Source organism: Streptomyces sp. DSM 15324 (genome assembly GCF_001514285.1).
In the GTDB taxonomy this organism is placed as follows: domain Bacteria; phylum Actinomycetota; class Actinomycetes; order Streptomycetales; family Streptomycetaceae; genus Streptomyces.
In genome coordinates, this window is the sequence record NZ_KQ949043.1 from 1 (window position 1) to 20,915 (window position 20,915).

The window sequence follows — 20,915 nt, forward strand, 5'->3', positions numbered from 1 at the left end:
GGCGCCGGATCCGCGGCCCCGCCGTCCCAGGCGACCGCACCCTCGGTGACGACCACCAGACGCGCGCCCTCGAACCGCTCCTCCGCCAGCCAGGCGCGCACCGTTTCGAGCGCGGTGCGGGCGACGGCGTGGGCGGCTGACAGCTGATCCCCGTCAGGGCGATCGAAGCGGACCAGCACGTCGCCGGCCACGGCCTCGCCCGGTTCGGGCAGCCGGGTGTTCACCTGGGGGGCGGGTCCGGTGGCCGCCGGGACGCGCACCCAGTCGAGCTGGAACAGGCCGTCTCGTCCACCGTCGGCCGATGCGATTCTTCCGGTCGCCTCACGCATCACCAGTGAGTCCACCGAGGCCACCGGGGCGCCGGTCGTGTCCGCGAGGTCGAGCGTCACAGCGTCGGGTCCCGCCTGGGTCACGCGCACCCGCAGCTCCCGCGCGCCCGCCGCCCAGAGCGACACGCCGCTGCACGAGAACGGCAGTCGCAGCGAGTTCTCGGCACCGAACGTTCCGCGCAGGACAGCGTGCAGGACGGCGTCCAGCAGCGCGGGATGCATCCCGAACCGGTCCGCGAGTTCGCCCTGTGCCTCGGGCAGGGCCACTTCGGCGAACACCTCGTCGCCGCGCCGCCACATGGCGCGCAGGCCCCGGAACGCCGGACCGTACGACAGCCCCAGCCCGGCCAGCGCCTCGTACGCGCCCTCGACCGGCTCCGCCACCGCACCCTGCGGCGGCCACACGGCGAACGCGGTGTCGAGGGAGCGGTCCGGGTACGGAGTCTCCGTCCGGTCGCTCACCACACCTGTGGCGTGGAGGGTCCACGCCTCGTCCTCCGCCGCGCCCTCCGCCCGTGCGAAGACGCTCACTCCCCGACGGCCAGAGTCGTCCGGACCGTCGACCAGCACCTGGACCCGCGCACCACCGTGCTCGGGGAGTGCCAGCGGGACGGAGATCGTCAGTTCCTCCACCCGGTCGCAGCCCACCTGGTCGGCCCCGCGGAGGACCAGTTCCAGGAAGCCGGTGCCGGGGAAGATCGCCACTCCGGAGACGACGTGGTCCCGTAGCCAGGGGTGGCTCCGAAGCGAGAGAAGACCGGTGAGGACCACCCGGTCCGAGTCGGCCGGTGCCAGCGCCGCTCCGAGGAGGGGGTGATCGGCGGCCGCGAGGCCGAGTCCTGAGAGGTCACCGTCGAACCTTTCCCGGGCCTTGGTGGGCCAGTAGGTCTTGCGTTGGAAGGCGTACGTGGGCAGCTCGACCGCACGGGCCTCACTCCGTGCGACGACCTCGCGCCAGTCCACGTCACCGCCACGGGTGAACAGGGCGGCGACCGCGGCCAGTACCGTTTCGCCCTCCGGGCGGTCCTTGCGCAGGCAGGGCTGCAGCAGCGGGCGCTCCCCCTCGCCGTCCAGGCAGGCCTGCGCGAGTGCGGTCAGCGTGCCGTCGGGACCGATTTCCACGAACCGCGCGATGCCCTGTTCCGCGAGCGTGCGCACGGCGTCGCCGTAGCGGACGGCCTGGCGCACATGGCGTACCCAGTAGTCCGGGGTCATGAGCTGCGCGGGTTCCGCGGGGGTACCGGTGAGCGTGGAGACGAGGGCCAGACGCGGGGCGCCGTAGGTCAGCGTCTCGGCCACGGCCCGGAAGTCGTCGAGCATCGGTTCCATCAGCGGCGAGTGGAACGCGTGGCTGACCCGCAGGGCCGTCACCCTGCGTCCCTCGTCCCGGAAACGTGCGGCGACGTTCTCCACCGCGTCCGCCGCACCGGCGATCACGACCGCCCGTGGGCCGTTGACCGCGGCGAGGCCGACCTCCCCCTCCAGCAGGGGCAGCACCTCGTCCTCGGAGGCCTCCAGCGCGACCATGGCACCGCCGGCCGGCAGTGCCTGCATCAGCCGGCCGCGCGCCGCCACCAGACGGCACGCGTCCGCCAGCGACCACACGCCCGCCACATGCGCGGCGGCGATCTCACCGATGGAGTGGCCCGCGAGCACGTCCGCGCGCACACCCCACGACTCCAGCAGCCGGAACAGGGCCACTTCCAGGGCGAAGAGGGCCGGCTGGGTGAACTCCGTGCGGTTCAGGCGCTCGGAGTCCTCGCCGAACACCACCTCGCGCAGGTCGAAGGGGAGTTCCGCGTCCACGGCGTCGAACGCCTCGGCGAAGACGGGGTACGTGGCATACAACTCCCGTCCCATGCCGAGCCGCTGGGATCCCTGACCGGCGAAGAGCAGTGCCGTCCTGCCCGCGCGTGTCTGCGCACCGCGGATGAGGCCCGGTGCTTCGGCGTCGGCCGCCAGCGCGCGCAGGCCTCGCAGCAGGTCGTCCCGGTCGGCGGCCAGGACCACCGCGCGGTGCTCCAGAACGGCCCGGCTCGTGACCGACGCGAGAGCGACGTCGGCCGCGCTGACGTCACCGGTCGGGCCGTCCGCCAGCCACGCGGACAGGCGCGCCGCCTGATCGCGCACCGCAGACTCGGCCGCGCCCGACAGCACCACGGGCGCCACCGGGAGACGCAGCGGATCGGCGGACGGCTCGGCCTCCGCCGGTGCGGCAGGGGCCTGTTCGAGGATGACGTGGGCGTTGGTGCCGCTGATGCCGAAGGACGAGACACCGGCCCTGCGCGCCCGGTCCGTCTCGGGCCAACCGCGCTCCTCCGTCAGCAGCTCGACCGCACCGGCGCTCCAGTCGACGTGGGAGGACGGCTCGTCGGCGTGCAGGGTCCGCGGCAGGACACCGTGGCGCATCGCCATCACCATCTTGATCACACCACCCACACCGGCCGCCGCCTGCGTGTGACCGATGTTCGACTTCAACGAACCCAGCAGCAGCGGCTGTTCACGGTCCTGGCCATAGGTGGCGAGCAGCGCCTGCGCCTCGATCGGGTCACCCAGCGGAGTACCCGTGCCGTGCGCCTCCACCGCGTCCACATCAGCCGGCCTCAGCCCGGCACCCGCCAGCGCCTGCCGGATCACCCGCTGCTGCGAAGGACCGTTCGGCGCCGTCAGACCGTTCGACGCACCGTCCTGATTGACCGCCGAACCGGCGACCACGGCCAGGACCCGGTGGTTGTTGCGGCGCGCGTCCGAGAGCCGCTCCACCAGCAGCAGACCCACACCCTCCGCCCACGCCGTCCCGTCCGCGCCGTCCGAGAACGCCTTGCACCGGCCGTCCACCGCGAGCCCCCGCTGCCGCGAGAACTCCACGAACATCTCCGGCCCCGCCATCACCGTGACACCACCAGCGAGCGCGAGGTCGCACTCACCCGAGCGCAGCGCCTGCGCCGCCAGATGCAGGGCGACCAGCGACGACGAGCACGCCGTGTCCACCGTCACCGCGGGACCCTCGAAACCGAACGTGTACGCGATACGACCCGACGCCACGCTCAGGGTCGTGCCGGTGAGGACATAGCCGTCCGATTCCTCGGCGGCGTCGCGCAGGCAGGCCCCGTAGCCCTGCTCCACGAGTCCGGCGAAGACGCCGGTACGGCTGCCGCGCAGCGTCGCCGGGTCGATGCCGGCCCGCTCGAGGACCTCCCACGAGGTCTCCAGCAGCAACCGCTGCTGCGGGTCCATCGCCAGCGCCTCACGCGGCGAGATCCCGAACAGGCCGGCGTCGAAGGACGTGGCGTCGTGGAGGAATCCGCCCTCACGCACGTAGACGCGGCCCGGCGTGCCGGGCTCGGGGTCGTACAGGCCGTCGAGTTCCCAGCCACGGTCGGTCGGGAAGTCACCGATGGCGTCGCCGCCCTCGCTGACCAGCCGCCACAGGTCCTCCGGCGAACCGACCCCACCGGGGAACCGGCACGCCATCCCGACGATCACGACCGGATCGTCGGCCGGGTTCGCCGGTGCGGGCGAAAGGGGTGCGGAGGCGGGGGCGCCGGAGAGCCGTTCGTCGAGGTGTCCGGCCACGGCGTCCGGGGTCGGGAAGTCGAACAGCAGGGAGGCGGGCAGGGGCAGGCCGGTCGCGGCCTTGAGCCGGTTGCGCAGGTCGACGGAGGTGAGGGAGTCGAAGCCGAGGTCCTTGAAGGTGCGGCCGGGCTCGACCTCGTCCGGCGACTCGTGGTCGAGGATGGTCGCGGCGTGGGCCCGCACCAGGTCCAGCAGGGCGCCGTGCCGGTCACGCGGGGACAGTCCGGCCAAGTCGTCGTGGAGCGGGGAGAGCGCCTCTTCGGTGTCCGGCGCTACGGCGGTGGTCGCGTCCCCGGTGTCTTCCGGAGCCGCCGAGGACGTCACGGGCGTCGCGGACGTCGGGGTCCCGCCGGCGACGGGGTCGGGCAGCCAGTAGCGGCGGCGCTGGAAGGCGTAGGTCGGCAGTGCCGTGGGCCGGGCCCGGCGCGTGGCGAAGAGGGGGGTCCAGTCGACGGGGAGGCCACGGGTGTGCAGTCCGGCGAGGGCCGCGAGGAAGGCCGTCGGCTCCGGGCGGTCCTTGCGCACGGCGGGAACGGCGAACGCCTCGTCGTCGTGCAGGCTCTGCTCGGCGAGGGCCGTCAGGGTGCCGTCCGGGCCGAGTTCCAGGAAGCGGCGGGCGCCCTGCTCCTCCAGCGTCCGGATGCCGTCGGCGAACCGTACGGGCTGCCGGACGTGCTGGGTCCAGTAGTCGGGGGACGCCAGTTCCTCGGCCGTCGCGAGGCGGCCGGTGACGTCGGAGACGATCGGGAGGGTGGGCTGCCCGTAGGTGATGCCGGCGAGGACGGCGCGGAACTCGTCCAGCATCGGTTCCATGAGCGGGGAGTGGAAGGCGTGACTGACGCGCAGGGCCGTCACCTTGCGGTCGCGGGCCCGGAAGTGCGCGCCCACGCCCTCGACGGCTTCGGCCGTGCCCGACACGACGAGCGCGCGGGGGCCGTTGACCGCCGCGATGCCGACCTGGTCGGTCAGCAGGGGGAGCACCTCGTCCTCGGTCGCCTCGACGGCGACCATCGCGCCGCCCGCGGGGAGGGCCTGCATCAGGCGTCCCCGGGCGGCGACGACACGGCAGGCGTCGGCCAGCGACCAGAGGCCGGCCACGTGCGCCGCCGCGATCTCGCCGACGGAGTGCCCGAACACGACGTCGGGACGTACGCCGAAGGACTCGGCGAGGCGGTAGAGGGCGACCTGGAGGGCGAAGAGGGCGGGCTGGGTGTACTCCGTCCGGTTCAGTACGTCCGCCCCGTCGCCGAACACGATCTCCCGCAGCCCGAACGGCAGCTCGGCGTCCACGGCGTCGAAGGCCTCGGCGAAGACGGGATAGGTGTCGTACAACTCGCGTCCCATGCCCGGCCGTTGGGAGCCCTGGCCGGCGAAGAGGAAGGCGGTGTGAGTACGGGCGGCGGTGCCGTCGGGGGCGGACGGGGGCGTCGCCGCGGTGGGCTGGGAGAAGCCGGTGACGACGTCGTTCGACGGGGTGCCCGCCGCGAGGGCGGTCAGGCCGCGCAGCAGTTCGTCGCGGTGCCCGCCCACGACGACGGCACGGTGTTCGAAGCGGGTCCTGGTCTCGGCCAGGGAGTAGGCGATGTCGGCCGGGTCGGCGGCGGGATCGTTCTCCAGGCGGGTGAGCAGTCGGCGGGCCTGGCCGCGCAGTGCCTTGCGGGTCCGGGCGGAGACGATCCACGGGAGCGGTGAGGGGACGGTGGCGCCCGGGTCGGCCGCTTCCGGCTCGGCGTGGGGTGCCGACGTCGCGGAGTCCGGCGACCCCGAGTCCGGCGTCTCGGGGTCGAGCGTCTCGGAGTCCGGCGTCTCGGCGTCGGCCGCCGCCGGGGTGGGCCATTCCTCCAGCACGACGTGGCAGTTGGTGCCGCCCATCCCGAAGGAGCTGACGCCGGCCCGTCGGGGGCCGTCCTGGTCGGGCCACGGCTGGGACTCGGCGGCCACGCGCAGGTTGAGGGCGTCGAGGGGAATGGCGGGGTTGGGCTTGTGGAAGTTGAGGCTCGCGGGGATCTGCCGGTGGCGCAGGGAGAGGACGGTCTTGACGAGCCCGGCGACGCCGGCCGCGCCTTCCAGGTGGCCGATGTTGGTCTTGACCGAGCCGACGAGCAGGGGGGTGCCGTCGGGGCGGGCGCCGCCGACGACCGTGCCGAGGGCGGCGGCCTCGATGGGGTCGCCGAGCCGGGTGCCGGTGCCGTGCAGCTCGACGTACTGGACGTCGGCGGGGTTCACGGCGGCCTGGTGGTAGGCGAGGCGCAGCACGTCCTCCTGCGCCTCGCGCAGGGGTGCGGTCAGGCCGTCGCCGCCACCGTCGTTGTTGGTGGCGCTGCCACGGATGACGCAGTGGATGCGATCGCCGTCGGCGAGGGCGCGGGCGAGGGGCTTGAGGAGGACCAGGGCGCCGCCTTCACCGCGTACGTAGCCGTTGGCGCGGGCGTCGAAGGTGTAGCACTGGCCGTCCGGGGAGAGTGCCCCGAAACCGGCGGAGGCGAGGGCGCTGTCCGCGGCGAGGGCGAGGTTGACACCGCCGGCCAGGGCGAGGTCGGACTCGCCGCGGCGCAGGCTCTCGCAGGCCAGGTGGACGGCGACCAGGGAGGAGGACTGGCCGGCGTCCACCGTCAGGCTGGGGCCGCGCAGGCCGAGGGCGTAGGAGAGGCGGTTGGCGATGATGCCCCGGTTGAGGCCGCTGAGGGTGTACCGGCCGACGGTCTCGGGGCCGAGGCGGCGGGCGAGGGTGGCGTAGTCGTCCCAGATGGCGCCGACGAAGACCGCGGTGCGGCTCCCGCGCAGGCGCGCGGGGACGACGGCGGCTTCCTCCAGGGCCTCCCAGCCGAGTTCGAGGACCAGGCGCTGCTGGGGGTCCATGGCCGCGGCCTCGCGCGGCGAGATGCCGAAGAAGCCGGGGTCGAAGCGGTCGACGTGGTCGAGGTAGCCGCCGCGGCGGACGGTGCCGGGGGCGGCCGGGTCGGACGCGGCCGAGGTGTCCCGCCGGCTGTCGGGGGTTTCGGTGACGGCGCTCGTGCCCTCGGTGAGCAGGCGCCAGAAGGCGGCGGGGTCGGGTGCCTGGGGGAACCGGCACGACAGGCCCACGACCGCCACGGCGTTGTGCAGTGCCGTGGCGTTCGGGGGTTGCGACGAGATACGGGCCGTCTCCCCCGGCAGGAACGCGGGCCTTCGAAGAGAGGCCCCTTCCTGGTGGTTCTCGGGTCCCTGAAGGGATTCCGACGCGTTTTCCCGTGCCTGTGCGTCTTCTGGCAACACGGCCACTGCCTCCGCCCTACGGATCCGGCTCTACTTCCGGCCGCGCATTCCGGCCGGATCCGACTCCCGCGCGACCTGCGAGACGATCGATGGTTGCGATGCGATCGTTGGTTCCGGTGTTCGTCATCCTGGTGGCTGGCTTGCGGATCAGTCCCGCGCGCAAGCCGCCATCTAGGGAGACTTCTACTTCTTCGGCCCTGGTCAGCGGCGTTCAGCGCCGGCGGCGGGCCACCATCTCGAGGCCGCCGCGGGGCTGCAGGGTGATGTCGCTGGCGACCCGGACGGGCCCCTTGTCGACGGGCTCGAACTCCCAGTGGCGGCTGAGGGTCGCCAGCGCCATGACGCCTTCCATCTGAGCGAAGACGTTCCCGATGCACTGCCGGGGTCCGGCGCCGAAGGGGAGGTACGCCAGCCTGGGCCGGCCCGCCGCCTTGGCGTGGCCCGCCAGGGGGTCGGACGGGTCGGACTCGGCCAGGAACCGCTGGGGGGCGAACCGCTCGGGCTCGGGCCACCAGGTGGGGTCGCGGTGCAGGACGTAGGGGCTGCAGATGACCACGCTGTTGCGGGGGATGTGGTAGCCGTTGGCCGTGTAGTCCTCCAGCGAGCGCCTGACGAGGTTCCAGGCCGGCGGGTACAGGCGCAGCGCCTCGGAGTACACGGCGTCGGCGTACTTCAGGTCGGGCAGGTCCTCGACGGTGGGCAGCCGGTCCCCGAGCACCTCGTCGACCTCCGCGTGCAGCCGCTCGCGGGTCTCGGGGTTGGTGCCGAGGAGCTGGTACGCCCAGGTCAGGGCGCCGGAGGAGGTCTCGTGACCGGCCATCAGCAGGGTGACGGCCTCGTCGCGCACCTCCAGGTCGGTGAGGTGCTCGCCGGTGTCGGCGTCGGTGACGGTCAGCAGGACGGACAGCAGGTCCGCACCGTCGCCGGAGCCCTGCCGCCGTTCCTCGATCATGGCGTAGACGATCTCGTCGATGTTCTTCAGGCCGCGCTTGAGCTGGCGGTTGGCGGGCAGCGGCAGGCGCAGCAGGACCTTGCCGAAGGGGCTCAGCTCCCAGCGCAGCGGGCCGCCTTCGCGGGGGAAGGCGGTGCGGATGCTTTCCGCGGCCTCACTTTCGAGGGAGACGTCGAAGAGGGTGCGGGTGACCATGCCGAGGGCGAGTTCGTACATGGACTCGTGGAAGTTGAACTTCTCGCCGTCGGTGAACTTCCTGGAGGCCTCGTCGGCGATGGCGGCGAAACTGGAGCCGTATCCGGCGATGCGCTTGCGGTGGAAGACGGGCTGGATGAGCCGTCGCTGCCGGCGGTGGTAGGTGCCGACGCTGGTCACCAGGCCCTTGCCGAGGACGTTGCGGCCCAGGATGGTCTCGAGGTTGGCGCCCCAGTCGTCGGGGCCGGGGCCGGTCTTCTTGGTGTCCTTGTCGAAGCGGCGGCTGGAGGCGACGATGACGTCCTGGACGACGTCGAAGTCGCTGAGGAGGAAGACCTCGTCCTTGCCCATCGGAATGCGGACCACGGGGCCGTGCTTGTCGCGCAGACGGGACATGTAGCCGGGGATGTTGCGGACGACCTCGCGCATCTCCTTCAGCCCCAGGGAGTCCGGGGTGGGTATGGAGTCGGTCGGCGCAGCCGACTCGGGGGTCGTGTGAACGTCGGTCACGGATGTCTCCTGGTCTGCGGAGGCTGACAGGGCTCGGTGGGCCGGGCGGCGGCGGGCGGATCGGGATTCCTGCGGCCACGGCGAAAAAGGACATTTATGCCCGGTGGAGCTGGCGCCCGACGCTAGCACCGAGGAGCCGCAGGGCCGTCAAGCGCCGCAGAGTTCTAGGGAATTCCAGCGTGTTGACTTGCTGCGGCGGGTGCCGAGGGGACCGTGGCGGGGGGTCGCCCGTACGCTGTGCCTGTGCCGGACTGCCTCGGCAAGAGGGCGATCCGGCACATGTTCCGTACCGCCCCCATCGGACGGAGAACTCATGACCAGCGGCGGACACCCCCATCCGGAACAGCACCCGCAGACCGAGTCCGGGCCACCCCTGCTGCTCACCGTCCTGGTGGACCTCGGCGTCCCCATCGGCCTGTACTACGGGCTGACGGCCGCCGGCGTGAGCGATGTGCTGGCGCTGACCGCCGGGGCCGTGGTGCCGGGGGCGGCGACGCTGGTGCGGTTCGCGCGGACGCGGCGGGTGGACGTGCTCGGGGTGTTCGTGACGACCATGCTGGTGCTGAGCATCGTCGTCTCGCTCGCCGGGGGGAGCGCGCGACTGCTGCTGGTGCGCGACGGCTGGCTGACGGCGGTGGCCGGACTCGGCTTCCTGGTGTCCCTGCGCGGCCGGCGGCCGCTCGCGTTCGGTTTCTCCCGCCGACTGCTGGAGCGGCGTACCACCGGTGGCCGGGACTGGGACCGGCTGTGGGAGGAAGAGCCCCTCTTCCGGCGGATCTGGCGGGTCACCACGGTGATCTGGGGCGTCGGGCTGTTGGTGGACTCCGGCATACGGACGCTGATGGCGTACACGCTGCCGGTGCACGTGGTGCCCGCGCTCAACGGCGCCCAGTACGGCGTCTTCACGCTGCTGATGCTGGTGATCGTCAACATCTATCACGCGCGTGCCGGTCTGTGGCCGATCCTGTCGCCGCAGCCCGGCACCCCCACGGCCGGCGGCCCGGAGACCGGGTCCGGCCCTCACTCACGAGGATGACCACGTGTTGCACACTCAGCTGGGCCGGACGGGTCTGCGCGTCAGCAGGCTGGTCCTCGGCACCGTGAACTTCGGTGGCCGGGTGGAGGAGCCCGAGGCGCACCGTCTGATGGACCACGCCCTGGCCGAGGGCATCAACTTCGTCGACACGGCCAACACCTATGGCTGGCGGGTGTACAAGGGGCACACGGAGGAGGTCATCGGCAGATGGCTGGCCAAGAGCCCCGGCCGGCGTGACGAGGTCGTCGTCGCCACCAAGGTCGGCGACCCGATGGGCGACGGTCTCAACGCGCACGGCCTGTCGGTGCGCAACATCGTCTCCGCCTGTGAGGCGTCGCTGCGGCGGCTGGGCACGGACTGGATCGACCTCTACCAGATGCACCACGTCGACCGGTCGGTGGGCTGGGACGAGGTGTGGCAGGCGATGGACCTGCTCGTCGCCCAGGGCAAGGTGCGCTATGTCGGCTCGTCGAACTTCGCCGGCTGGGACATCGCGTCCGCGCAGGAGGCGGCGAGGCGTCGCCACACCCTCGGTCTGGTGTCCGAGCAGTGCGTGTACAACCTGGTGACCCGGCACGCCGAGCTGGAGGTCATCCCCGCGGCGCAGGCCTACGGCCTCGGCGTGCTGGTGTGGTCCCCGCTGCACGGCGGTCTGCTCAGCGGTGTCCTGCGGAAGCTGCGGGAGAACGACGCGGTGAAGTCGGCCCAGGGCCGTGCCGCGGAGGCCCTCGACCAGTACCGCGACACCATCGGTGCCTACGAGAAGCTCTGCGCCGACCACGGTCTCGATCCGGCGGAGGCGGGGCTGGCCTGGACGCTGTCGCGCCCCGGGGTGACGGGCGCGGTGATCGGTCCGCGGACGGAACGGCATGTCGACGGGGCGCTCGCCGCGCTGCGTTCGCCGCTGCCGGAGGCGTTCGTGGCGGGGCTCGACGCCCTCTTCCCGCCCATCGGGCGCGGCGGCGCGGCCCCTGACGCATGGCTGTCCTGACGGGCCGCGGGCACCAGGTGGTCGCCCTGCGGCCGGCCTGGGCACCCCGCCCGTCCCGTCATGGATGAGGGCCCGGCACTCGGTCGAGTGCCGGGCCCTCATCCATGACGGGCTCGGCGCCCCCGGCAGGTCCGGGCCCGCGACGGGCCCGTCCCCACGGTTCGCCCCCGTCCCGCTAGTTCGCCGGAGCCTCCGCCGGCGTCCCCGTCCACACGGCCTCGTTCTCCACCAGGGGCCGGAGTTGCTGGACGGCGCGTGGCAGGTTGACGGCGACGGCGGCGCGGACCCGGTCCTGGGCGCAGTAGACCGCGGTGAACTTCCGCTCGGCGGGACTGCCTTCGACGAGGTGGCAGCGGTCGGTGCCGGCGATCTCCCCGAACACCTGGATCCGCAGGTCGTGTTGGTCGGTCCAGAAGTACGGCAGCGGCGCGGCGGGCCGGGCCCCGGCGCCGGCGAGCAGGTTGCGGGCGACCGCGACCGCCTGGTCGGTGGCCTGCGTACGGTGCTCCCACCGTCGGCGGCGTCCGGTGCGCGGGTCGGGCCGGTTGGCGACGTCGCCCGCGGCCCACACCCCGGGGCGGGCCGCGCCCAGGTCGTCGCAGAGGACGCCGTCGCCGACCGGGACCCCACTGCCCGCCAGCCACTCGGTGTGGGGGAGGGAACCCGTCGCGACCAGGACCACGTCCGCCGGCAGGTGCGTTCCGTCCGACAGCAGGACTCCGGTGGCCATGCCCCCCGCGCCCACCACCGCGCTCACCCTTCCGCGCCGGAAGCGCAGGCCGAGATCGCGGTGCGCGGCGGCGACCAGTCCGGCCGCCTGCGGTCCGAGGAGGTCGAGCAGTGGTACCGGGTCGCCGCCCACCAGCGTGACGTCGGCCCCCAGGCCGCGGGCGGCGACGGCCGCCTCCGTGCCGAGCAGACCGGCCCCGGCCACGACCAGGCGGCGCCCTTCGCCCAGGGCCTCGCGCAGGGCGAGGGCGTCGTCGAGCGTGCGCAGGACGTGGACACCGGTCACGCCCTCGGTGCCGGGCAGGGTCCGGGGCCGTACGCCGGTCGCGATCACCACGGCGTCGGCGCGCAGCCGGCCGCCGTCGGCGAGTTCGACGGCGCGGTCGGCCGGGTCCAGGCGGGCCACGGGGGTGCCCAGGCGCAGGTCGATGCCGAGGCGGTCGTAGACCTCGGGCCCGCGCAGTCGGATGCGGTCGGGCTCCCACCGGCCGGCGAGGACCTGCTTGGACAGCGGCGGCCGGTCGTACGGCAGGTGGGGTTCGCCGCCGACGAGGGTGAGGCGGCCCTCGTAGCCCTGGCGTCTGAGGGTCTCGGCGGTGGTGGCGCCGGCGGCGCCCGCGCCGACGACGACGATCTCGTCCAGGCTGCTCAACGGGTCATCTCCCCGGTCTGTTTCAGCGGCTCCCACCAGGACCGGTTCTCGCGGTACCAGGCGACGGTCTCGGCCAGGCCGGTGGTGAAGTCCTTGCGCGGGCGGTAGCCGAGCTCGTCGCGGATCTTGGACCAGTCGACGCAGTAGCGGCGGTCGTGGCCCTTGCGGTCGGCGACGTACTCGACGCGGTCCGGCCCGGCGCCGCACGCGTCGAGGAGGAGGTCCGTCAGGTGGCGGTTGGTCAGCTCGGTCCCGCCGCCGATGTTGTAGACCTCGCCGGGGCGGCCGCCGGTGCGGACCAGTTCGATGCCCTGGACGTGGTCGTCGATGTGCAGCCAGTCGCGTACGTTGCCGCCGTCCCCGTACAGCGGCACCTTGCGGCCGTCGAGGAGGTGGGTGACGAACAGCGGGACGATCTTCTCCGGGTACTGGTGGTGACCGTAGTTGTTGGAGCACCGGGTCACCCGGACGTCCAGGCCGTGGGTGCGGTGGTAGGCCAGGGCGAGCAGGTCGGAGGAGGCCTTGGAGGCGGAGTAGGGGGAGTTGGGCAGCAGCGGGCTGTCCTCGGTCCAGGCACCGGTGTCGAGGGAGCCGTACACCTCGTCGGTGGAGACGTGCACGAAGGTGCGCACGCCGTGGCGCAGCGCCGAGTCGAGGAGGGTCTGCGTGCCCAGGACGTTGGTGCGGACGAACTCGGCGGGATGCAGGATCGAGCGGTCCACGTGGGACTCGGCGGCGAAGTGCACGACGTCGTCGTGGCCGGCCATGAGGTCGTCGACGAGTTCCCGGTCGCAGATGTCGCCCTTGACGAAGGAGAACGCGGGGTGGTCGCGCACCGGGTCCAGGTTGGCGGGGTTGCCGGCGTAGGTGAGGTGGTCGAGGACCGTGACGGCGACGCCGGCCGGGCCGGCGGGTCCGAGCAGGGTCCGCACGTGGTGGGAGCCGATGAAGCCGGCGCCGCCGGTCACCAGGATGCGGGTGGCGCCCGTGCGGGCGGCGGGCGGGGCGGGATGCGGGCTGGTCATGAGGAGATCTGCACCCGCCCGTGGTCGCCGATCACCAGCCGGTGGGTGGCGGGCACGCGGGGGCCCAGGGAGACCCGTACGTTGCGTCCGACGAGGGATCCCTCCACCCGGCGGATGCTGTCGAACCGGGACTCCCGCAGGATGATCGAGAACTCGATCTCGCTGTCGCGGATGACGCAGTCCTGCGCGATGGACGTCGACGGGCCGATGTAGGAGTTCTCGACCAGGGTGCCGGGACCGATGATCGCGGGGCCCACGATGCGCGAACCGCGGATGACGGCGCCCGCGTCGATGCGCACCCGGCCGACGATCTCGCTGGCCTCGTCGACGTCCCCGTCGACGCGGTACTCCAGCAGGTCCAGCAGTCTGCGGTTGACGTCGAGGATGTCCGCGGCGTTGCCGGTGTCCTTCCAGTAGCCGGTGATCACGGTGGTGCGCACGTCGTGCTCGCGCTCCAGCAGCCACTGGACGGCGTCGGTGATCTCCAGCTCGCCGCGGGCGGAGGGGCGGATGGCGCGCACCGCCTCGTGGATCGCCGGACCGAACAGGTACACGCCGACCAGCGCGAGGTCGCTGCGGGGCTGTGCGGGCTTCTCCTCCAGGCTCACCAGGCGCCCGAGGTCGTCGAGTTCGGCGACGCCGAAGGCGGACGGGTCGGGCACCCGGGTGAGCAGGAGCTGGGCGTCCGGGCGCTCCTTGCGGAACGCGTCCACGGCGTCGGTGATGCCTCCGAAGACGAAGTTGTCGCCGAGGAACATCACGAAGTCGTCGTCGCCGAGGAAGTCCCGGGCGATCAGGACGGCGTGCGACAGGCCCAGCGGGGCTTCCTGTCGCAGGTAGGTGACGTCGAGGCCGAAGCCGGAACCGTCGCCGACGGCCTGCCGGATCTCGTTCTCGGTGTCGCCGACGACGATCGCGACCTCGGTGATCCCGGCGTCCGCGATGGCCTCCAGGCCGTAGAAGAGGATGGGCTTGTTGGCGACCGGCACCAACTGCTTGGCGGAGGTGTGGGTGATCGGCCGCAGCCGGGTGCCCGCACCCCCCGAGAGCACGAGAGCCTTCACGGATTCATCCCGTCTGACTGGGGTCGTGGGTGAGGGGGAGGGCCGCCGTCAGGACAGCTCGATCGCGCCCGAGGGGCAGATCAGCTCCGCCTCGGTCACGGCCTCGTGCAGGTCCTGCTCCGGTTCGGGCCGCAGCAGCTCCACGAGGCCGTCCTCCTTCTGCTCGAACACGGCGGGGGCGGCCAGCACGCACTGACCGGCTCCGACACAGCGCTCGCGGTCGACGGTGATCTTCATGGGGTTGTCCTGTTCTTTCGTCGGGTTGGTTCTCGGTGCGGCACCGGGCCGGCGGGGGTGCTCAGCGCACTTCCGCCAGGCGTTCCAGGGTCGCCACCAGGTCGTGCGGGCGGGGCATGGCCTCGGCCTCGGCGCGCAGCCGGCGGGCGGCGTCCCGGGGCTCGGGCTCGCCGACGAGCCGCCGCACCCCGTCGCGGACCTTCTCCACGGTGGCGTCGCCGTGGCGCAGGTACATGCCGGCTCCCGCGCGCTCCAGCGCCCCGCCGCGCTGCTCGTGGTCGGCGATCAGGGTGGAGAGCATCATCTGGGGCACTCCGGCCACCATGGCGGTGGCGAAGGTGCCGTAGCCGCCGTGGTGGATGACGGCCGAACAGCTCGGCAGGAGCGTGCTCAGGGCGACCGAGTGGACGACCCGGGCGTTGTCGGGGACGGTGCCGAGCTGCTCCAGCTGGGCGGGCAGCAGGGCGGCCACCACCTCCACGTCCTCGTCGGCGAGGGCGTCGAGGATGCGCGGTATGGAGACGTAGTCGTCCCCGTAGTTCTCGGTGTTGGAGGTACCGAGGCTGAGGCAGACCCGAGGCCGTTTGGGCGCCTCCCGCAGCCAGTCCCACACCACCGCGCGGCCGTTGTAGGGGACGTACCGCATGGGCAGTTCGCGGGAGGCGGACGGGATCGACAGCGAGGGCGGCAGGGTGCTGATGGTGGCCTGGCCGTGCAGCAGTTCCTCGTCGCAGGAGAAACCGAAGGGCTCGGACCGCGCGGCCATCCACTCGGCGAGCGGGTCGGTCCGTTCCGCCTCGGGCTGCTCCCGCATCAGCTCCAGGTACGTCTGCCGGGTGCGGCCCCACACGTCGGAGCACCACATCAGGCGGGCGTGGGCGGCTCCGCTGATCCGGGCGGCGAGGGCACCGGCGTACGCCAGCGGGTCGCGGATCACCAGGTCGGGCCGCCAGGCCTGGGCGAACGCGGCCAGGTCGTCGATCATGGAGTCGTTGTAGGGGGCGAACGCGTAGGGGACGCTCAGTGCGAAGCGCTCCTTCAGTTCCGCCCAGTCGACCTGGTCGCGTTCGCAGCGGCTCCAGTTGGCGGTCTCGTAGTCCTGCGACTCCCGGTACGCCGACATGTCCTGGTGGACGCCGTGGTCGGTGCCGACGGGGACGGCGGTGAGGCCGGCGCGGGTGATGGTCTCGACCGCCAGGGGATGGCTGGCCACCCGGACGTCGTGCCCGGCCGCCGTGAGCGCCCACGCCAGCGGGGTCATGAAAAAGATGTGGGATTTCTCGGACAGGCTGACGAACAGGACCCGCATCATGCTCCCTCGGTCGGTCGGGCCGCATCGCGGCCCGCGGTGTGCGATGGCAGTGCCGTGGCGATCCAGTCGGCGAGGGCGCCCGCCGTCGTGGCGGCGTGGGACTCCATCATCGTGAAGTGGTTGCCGGGGACCTCCAGCACGCCGTCCGCGCCGTCCCAGGAGCTCTGCCACTCCCCCGGCGCGAGCGGCGTCGGTCCGGTGACGGGCGGCTCGGCGGGCCGCACCAGCAGCACCGGCACCGGCAGCGCGCCCGGGTCCCACTCGCCGATCATCCGGATGTACCAGCTCATGGCCGAGAGCCGGTCGGTGTCCATGGCGGCGAACATCGACTCCCGGTCGAACATCCCGCTCAGCATCTCGGCCGAGAAGCGGGTGAACGGCGAGTCGGCGCGCGGCATGTAGGTGTCGAGGAGGGCCACCCCCAGCGGCGGATGCCCCGACTCTGCCAGATGGCGGGCGGCCGCGAGGGCCAGGATGCCGCCGGAGGACGACCCGGTGAGGACGAAGGGCCTGCCGTTCGCGCAGCTCAGCACCCACTCGGCCTGTGTCCTGGCCACCACGTCCAGCGTGGCGGGCAGCGGCTCGCCGCGCCCGAAGCCGGGCGTGGGCAGCGCCCACACGTCCTGCCGGCCGCGGAAGGCGGAGGCGAACCGCGCGTACTGGTGGACGCCGGCGAGCGCCACGTACGAACTGAAGCAGATCACGGCCGGGCCGTCGTCGCCAGCGGCCAGCCGCAGTCCGGCGGACGGGCCGGTGAGGGCGGATGGGGACTCGAAGACCGGGCGCAGTTCGGCGACCGCCTGGAGCAGGGCGAAGCCGTCGTCGATACGGCCCTGCCGGCAGGCGGTGCGGAACAGCGCGCCCACGGTGTCCTCCGGGCGGGCGGTGGGCCGGGCCGTCGTGTCGTCGCCCGGTGCCGCGCCCGGGTCGTCCGGCCCGGCGGGGTCCGCCTCCCCGAACCGTTCGGCCAGTTCGGCGGCGAGCGCGTGCGGGGTGTCGTGGTCGAACACGAGGGTCGGAGGCAGCCGGAGGCCCGTCAGGGCCGCGATCCTGTTGCGCAGTTCCACGGCGGTCAGCGAGTCGAAGCCGAGTTCCGCGAAGTGCCGGTCGGGCAGCACCTCGTCCGTCGAGTCGTGCCCGAGGACGGCGGCGACCTGGTCGCGGACCGCGTCCAGCAGCGCGGCGAGCCGCTGCGGGCCGACGAGACCGGCGAGCCGCGCCGTCAGCGCCCGTCCGCCGTCCGCCGGCGCGCCCGAGGCCGCGGTGCGCCGCGCCACCGTACGGGAGGCGGGCGCCGCGGACCGGCTCGCGACGGCGACCAGGGCCGCGTCGGGAGCGGCGAGGGCGGCGTCGAGGAGAGCGAGGCCGGCTTCGTCGGTCAGTGGCAGCATGCCGTTCCTGGCCATCCGCTCCCGGTCGGCGGTGCCGAGTCCCGCGGTCATGCCGCTCTCGGCCGCCCACAGCCCCCAGGCGATGGAGGTGGCGGGCAGTCCGTGCGCGCGCCGGTGCAGGGCGAGTCCGTCGAGGAAGGCGTTGGCCGCGGCGTAGGCGCCCTGTCCGGCGGCGCCGAAGGTGCCCGCTGCGGAGGAGAACACCACGAACGCGGACAGGTCGCGCTCCCGCGTCAGCCGGTGCAGGTGCCAGGCCGCGTCGGCCTTGGGCCGCAGGACCGCGTCCACCTGGTCGTCGGTCAGTGAGGTGAGGGTCGCGTCCCGCACGACACCGGCGAGGTGCACGACGGCGGTCAGCGGGTGGTCGTCGGGTACGGAGGCGAGCAGCTCGGCCAGCCGGTCGGGGTCGGCGACATCGCAGGCCACGAGGGTCGTCTGTGCGCCCCGCGCGGCCAGTTCGGCGGCCAGGGCGTCGGCCCCGGGCGCGTCCGCCCCCCGCCGGGACGCCAGCAGCAGCCGGCGGACTCCGTGCGCGGTGACCAGGTGCCGTGCCACCAGTGTGCCGAGGGCTCCGGTGGCGCCGGTGACGAGGACGGTGCCCTCTGCCGCGAAGGGAGTCGTGGGCTCGGTGGCGTCGTCGGGGGCCGTGACCGGCGCGGCGAGGTGGGGCACCAACAGTGCTCCGTCGCGTACGGCGGCCTGCGGCAGGGCGGCGGCGACCGCGGCCGCGACGGCGCCCGGGGAGGCGTCGTCGTCCGCGGTGCCGGACGGGGCGAGGTCGAGGAGCAGCACGCGGTCGGGGTGCTCCAGCTGGGCGGACCGGCCGAGCCCCCACAGCGCGGCGGCGGCGAGGTCTTCGACGTCCTCCGCGTCGGTGGTGGCGAGGGCGCCGCGGGTGACCAGGACCAGCCGGGAGTCGGCGAACCGGTCGTCGTCGACCCAGTGTCCGACGAGGTCGACGGCCCTGGCCAGCAGGTCCCGCGTGCCCTCGGGGGCGGGTTCGGCGACGGCCGTGCAGGCGGTCAGGACGATCCCGGGCGCGGCGGTGCCGGTGTCGACGGCCGCGGCGAGCGAGGCGAGGTCGGCATAGCACTCCAGGTGCACGCCGGCCGCGTCGAGCGTCTCGGCGAGGCCGCCGTCGCCCTGGCCGATCAGCGCCCAGCGTACGGTCTCGGGTGCCGGGGCGGCGGGCTGCGGATCGGCGCGCCGCCAGCGCTGCACGAGCAGGGGCGGTGCGGCGGGAGCCGTCGCGTCCCCGGCGTCCTGGAGCCGTACGGCGTCGATCCTGCGCAGGAGCAGTCCGTCCGCCGTCGCCACCGGCCGGCCGTCGGGGTCGGCGACGGTCACCGCGTACTCGTCCGGGCGGTCGGTCGGCGCCAGGTGGACGCGCAGGGCGCTCGCCCCGGCCGCGTGGAGGGAGTAGCCGCTCCAGGCGAACGGCAGGGTCGCCGCCGCCTCCCGGTCGCCGGAGGCGTCCAGCGCCCGGACGAGCAGGGTCTGTACGGCGGCGTCCAGCAGGGCCGGGTGCAGCCCGTAGTGGGCGGCCTCGGCCCGGTGGGACTCCGGCAGCGCCACCTCGGCGAACAGCTCCCGGTCGCGCCGCCACACACGGCCGAGCCCCTGGAACGCGGGCCCGTAGTCGAACCCTCCGGCGGCGAACAGCTCGTACCAGTCGCCCTCCCCCGCCGGGTCCGCTGCGACCGGAACGGCATCCGGCGGCGGCCAGGAACCGGCGTCCTGCTCCACCGGCTCCGACTGCTCGGCGAGCACGCCCTGGGCGTGACGGGTCCACGGCTGGTCGGCGGTGGCGTCGGCTGCCCTGGAGTGCACGCTGAACGGTCGTCGCCCGTCCTCGGTCTCCCCGCCGAGGGCGAGTTGGAGCTGCACGGCACCGCGCTCGGGCAGCACCAGCGGGGTCTCCAGGGTCAGTTCGGCTACCTGGCCGAGGCCGACCTGGTCACCGGCGTACACGGCGAGTTCGAGGTAGGCGGTGGCGGGCAGGATGGCACGGCCCAGCACACTGTGGTCGGCGAGCCAGGAGTGGCCCCGGGCCGACAGCCGTCCGCTGAGGACGAGCCCGCCGGTGTCGGCGACCCTGACGGCGGCCGAGAGCAGCGGGTGCCCGGCGCGCTCCAGCCCGGCCGCGGTGACATCACCGGCGTGGTCGGCGGCGTCCAGCCAGTAGCGGCGGCGCTGGAAGGCATAGGTGGGCAGCAACACCGGAGCCGTGGCCGGGAGTTGTGCCGCCCAGTCGACGTGGGCCCCGTCGGTGAACAGGGTGGCGAGAGCGGCGAGGAGCGCGGCGGCCTCGGGCCGGTCCTTGCGCAGCACCGGCGTCATCACCACGGCCCCGGTGTCGTCGAGGCAGGCCTGGGCGAGAGCGGTGAGAGTACCGTCCGCGCCGAGTTCCACCCAGCGCCCGACCCCCTGCCCGGCCAGCACCCGGACCGCGTCCGCGAAACGCACCGTCCGACGCACATGGGCCACCCAGTAGTCCGCCGACATCACCTCGTCGGCCGAGGCCACCTCACCCGTCACCGTCGACACCATCGGCAGCTTCGGACGCTCGTACGTCAGACTCTCCGCCACCTTGCGGAAGTCGGCGAGCATCGGCTCCATCAACGGCGAGTGGAACGCATGACTCACCCGCAACGCCGTGACCTTGCGGTCCAGGGCCCGGAAGTGCGCGGCGACCTTCTCCACTGCATCCGCGACACCCGCGACCACCACGGCCCGCGGGCCGTTGACCGCCGCGACACCCACCTCGTCATCGAGGAGGGGCACGACCTCGTCCTCGGCGGCCTGGAGCGCAACCATCGCCCCGCCCTCGGGCAGGGCCTGCATCAGCCTGCCGCGCGCCGCCACCAGACGGCACGCGTCCGCCAGCGACCACACCCCCGCCACATGAGCCGCCGCGATCTCACCGATCGAGTGACCGGCCAGCACGTCTGGGCGCACACCCCACGACTCCAGCAGCCGGAACAAGGCCACTTCCAGCGCGAACAGCGCCGGCTGGGTGAACTCCGTCCGGTTCAGCCGGTCGGCGTCCTCACCGAACACCACCTCCCGCAGATCGAAGGGCAGTTCCGCGTCCACGGCGTCGAACGCCTCGGCGAAGACCGGGTACTTCGCATACAACTCCTGGCCCATGGCGAGGCGTTGCGAGCCCTGACCGGCGAACAGGAACGCCGTGCGAGCGTCTCGGCGGGCCGTGCCCGTCGCCGCGTTGAGCGCCTCCTCGCCGGAAGCGACGGCCTCCAGCGCCCGCAGCAACTCGACGCGCTCGGAGCCCCAGACGACCGCCCGGTGCTCGAACAGCGACCGCGACCGCGCCAGTGAACCAGCCACCTCGGCGAGGCCTGGTGCTTCGTCACCGGCCACGAACTCCGCCAGCCGCCCGGCCTGCGCCCGCAGCGCCGCAGCCGTACGACCCGACACCACCCACGGCACCACACCGTCGACAACCGGCACCGGCACCGGATCCGCCACCGGCTCCACCGGCGGCTCCTCCAGCACCACATGCGCGTTCGTACCACTCAGCCCGAACGACGACACACCCGCACGCCGCGTCCGCCCCTCCACACGCGGCCACTCCGCACACTCCGACAGCAGCTCCACCGCACCCGCCGACCAGTCCACATGCGACGACGGCTCCTGCGCG

Annotated in this window: 10 protein-coding genes; 2 read left to right on the forward strand and 8 right to left on the reverse strand. The window is 73.4% G+C overall.

Features of this window, described 5'->3' with window-relative positions; all coding sequences use genetic code 11:
• Window positions 1–6,998: type I polyketide synthase (locus AQJ58_RS44080; RefSeq protein ID WP_199844795.1), on the reverse strand; the 6,998-nt coding region annotated here is incomplete at its 3' end.
• Window positions 6,999–7,371: 373 nt separating this feature from the next.
• Window positions 7,372–8,817 carry a cytochrome P450 gene (locus AQJ58_RS39260; protein WP_067259333.1) on the reverse strand — a complete coding sequence of 482 codons (1,446 nt, stop codon included), beginning with the start codon at window positions 8,815–8,817 and terminating at the stop codon, window positions 7,372–7,374.
• 313 nt (window positions 8,818–9,130) lie between these two features.
• Here AQJ58_RS39260 and AQJ58_RS39265 point away from each other — a divergent pair, with 313 nt between their 5' ends.
• On the forward strand, window positions 9,131–9,853 hold the full coding sequence (locus AQJ58_RS39265) for a VC0807 family protein (protein ID WP_067259335.1): 723 nt from the start codon (window positions 9,131–9,133) through the stop codon (window positions 9,851–9,853).
• A 4-nt stretch (window positions 9,854–9,857) separates the two neighbouring features.
• Complete coding sequence (locus tag AQJ58_RS39270) at window positions 9,858–10,844, forward strand: aldo/keto reductase (RefSeq protein WP_067259337.1); 987 nt, start codon at window positions 9,858–9,860, stop codon at window positions 10,842–10,844.
• Between the two features lie 175 nt (window positions 10,845–11,019).
• On the opposite strand, the gene AQJ58_RS39275 is transcribed toward AQJ58_RS39270, so the two are convergent.
• From AQJ58_RS39275 to AQJ58_RS43150, 6 genes are all read right to left on the reverse strand, one after another.
• Window positions 11,020–12,225: an NAD(P)/FAD-dependent oxidoreductase gene (locus tag AQJ58_RS39275; RefSeq protein ID WP_107122271.1), complete on the reverse strand. Its 1,206-nt coding sequence runs from the start codon at window positions 12,223–12,225 to the stop codon at window positions 11,020–11,022.
• Window positions 12,222–13,250: a dTDP-glucose 4,6-dehydratase gene (gene rfbB / locus AQJ58_RS39280; protein ID WP_067259338.1), complete on the reverse strand. Its 1,029-nt coding sequence runs from the start codon at window positions 13,248–13,250 to the stop codon at window positions 12,222–12,224. The genes AQJ58_RS39275 and rfbB overlap by 4 nt, the downstream gene beginning before the upstream one ends.
• On the reverse strand, window positions 13,247–14,314 hold the full coding sequence (locus tag AQJ58_RS39285; protein WP_067259340.1) for a glucose-1-phosphate thymidylyltransferase: 1,068 nt from the start codon (window positions 14,312–14,314) through the stop codon (window positions 13,247–13,249). The genes rfbB and AQJ58_RS39285 overlap by 4 nt, the downstream gene beginning before the upstream one ends.
• A 48-nt stretch (window positions 14,315–14,362) precedes the next feature.
• On the reverse strand, window positions 14,363–14,551 hold the full coding sequence (locus AQJ58_RS39290; RefSeq protein WP_067259342.1) for a ferredoxin: 189 nt from the start codon (window positions 14,549–14,551) through the stop codon (window positions 14,363–14,365).
• Between the two features lie 61 nt (window positions 14,552–14,612).
• Window positions 14,613–15,863, reverse strand: coding sequence for an activator-dependent family glycosyltransferase (locus tag AQJ58_RS39295; RefSeq protein ID WP_324613865.1), 1,251 nt, complete (start codon window positions 15,861–15,863; stop codon window positions 14,613–14,615).
• Entirely contained in the window at window positions 15,860–20,893 is a 5,034-nt protein-coding gene (locus AQJ58_RS43150; protein ID WP_107122272.1) for a type I polyketide synthase, read from the reverse strand. The genes AQJ58_RS39295 and AQJ58_RS43150 overlap by 4 nt, the downstream gene beginning before the upstream one ends.
• Between the last annotated feature and the right edge of the window lie 22 nt (window positions 20,894–20,915).

What these genes read in the sequence shown, in the direction of transcription:
- AQJ58_RS39295 (WP_324613865.1), bottom strand. Translation starts at nt 15,863, where the DNA reads ATGATGCGGGTCCTGTTCGTCAGCCTGTCCGAGAAATCCCACATCTTT.
- AQJ58_RS39290 (WP_067259342.1), bottom strand. Translation starts at nt 14,551, where the DNA reads ATGAAGATCACCGTCGACCGCGAGCGCTGTGTCGGAGCCGGTCAGTGC.
- AQJ58_RS39265 (WP_067259335.1), top strand. Translation starts at nt 9,131, where the DNA reads ATGACCAGCGGCGGACACCCCCATCCGGAACAGCACCCGCAGACCGAG.
- rfbB (WP_067259338.1), bottom strand. Translation starts at nt 13,250, where the DNA reads ATGACCAGCCCGCATCCCGCCCCGCCCGCCGCCCGCACGGGCGCCACC.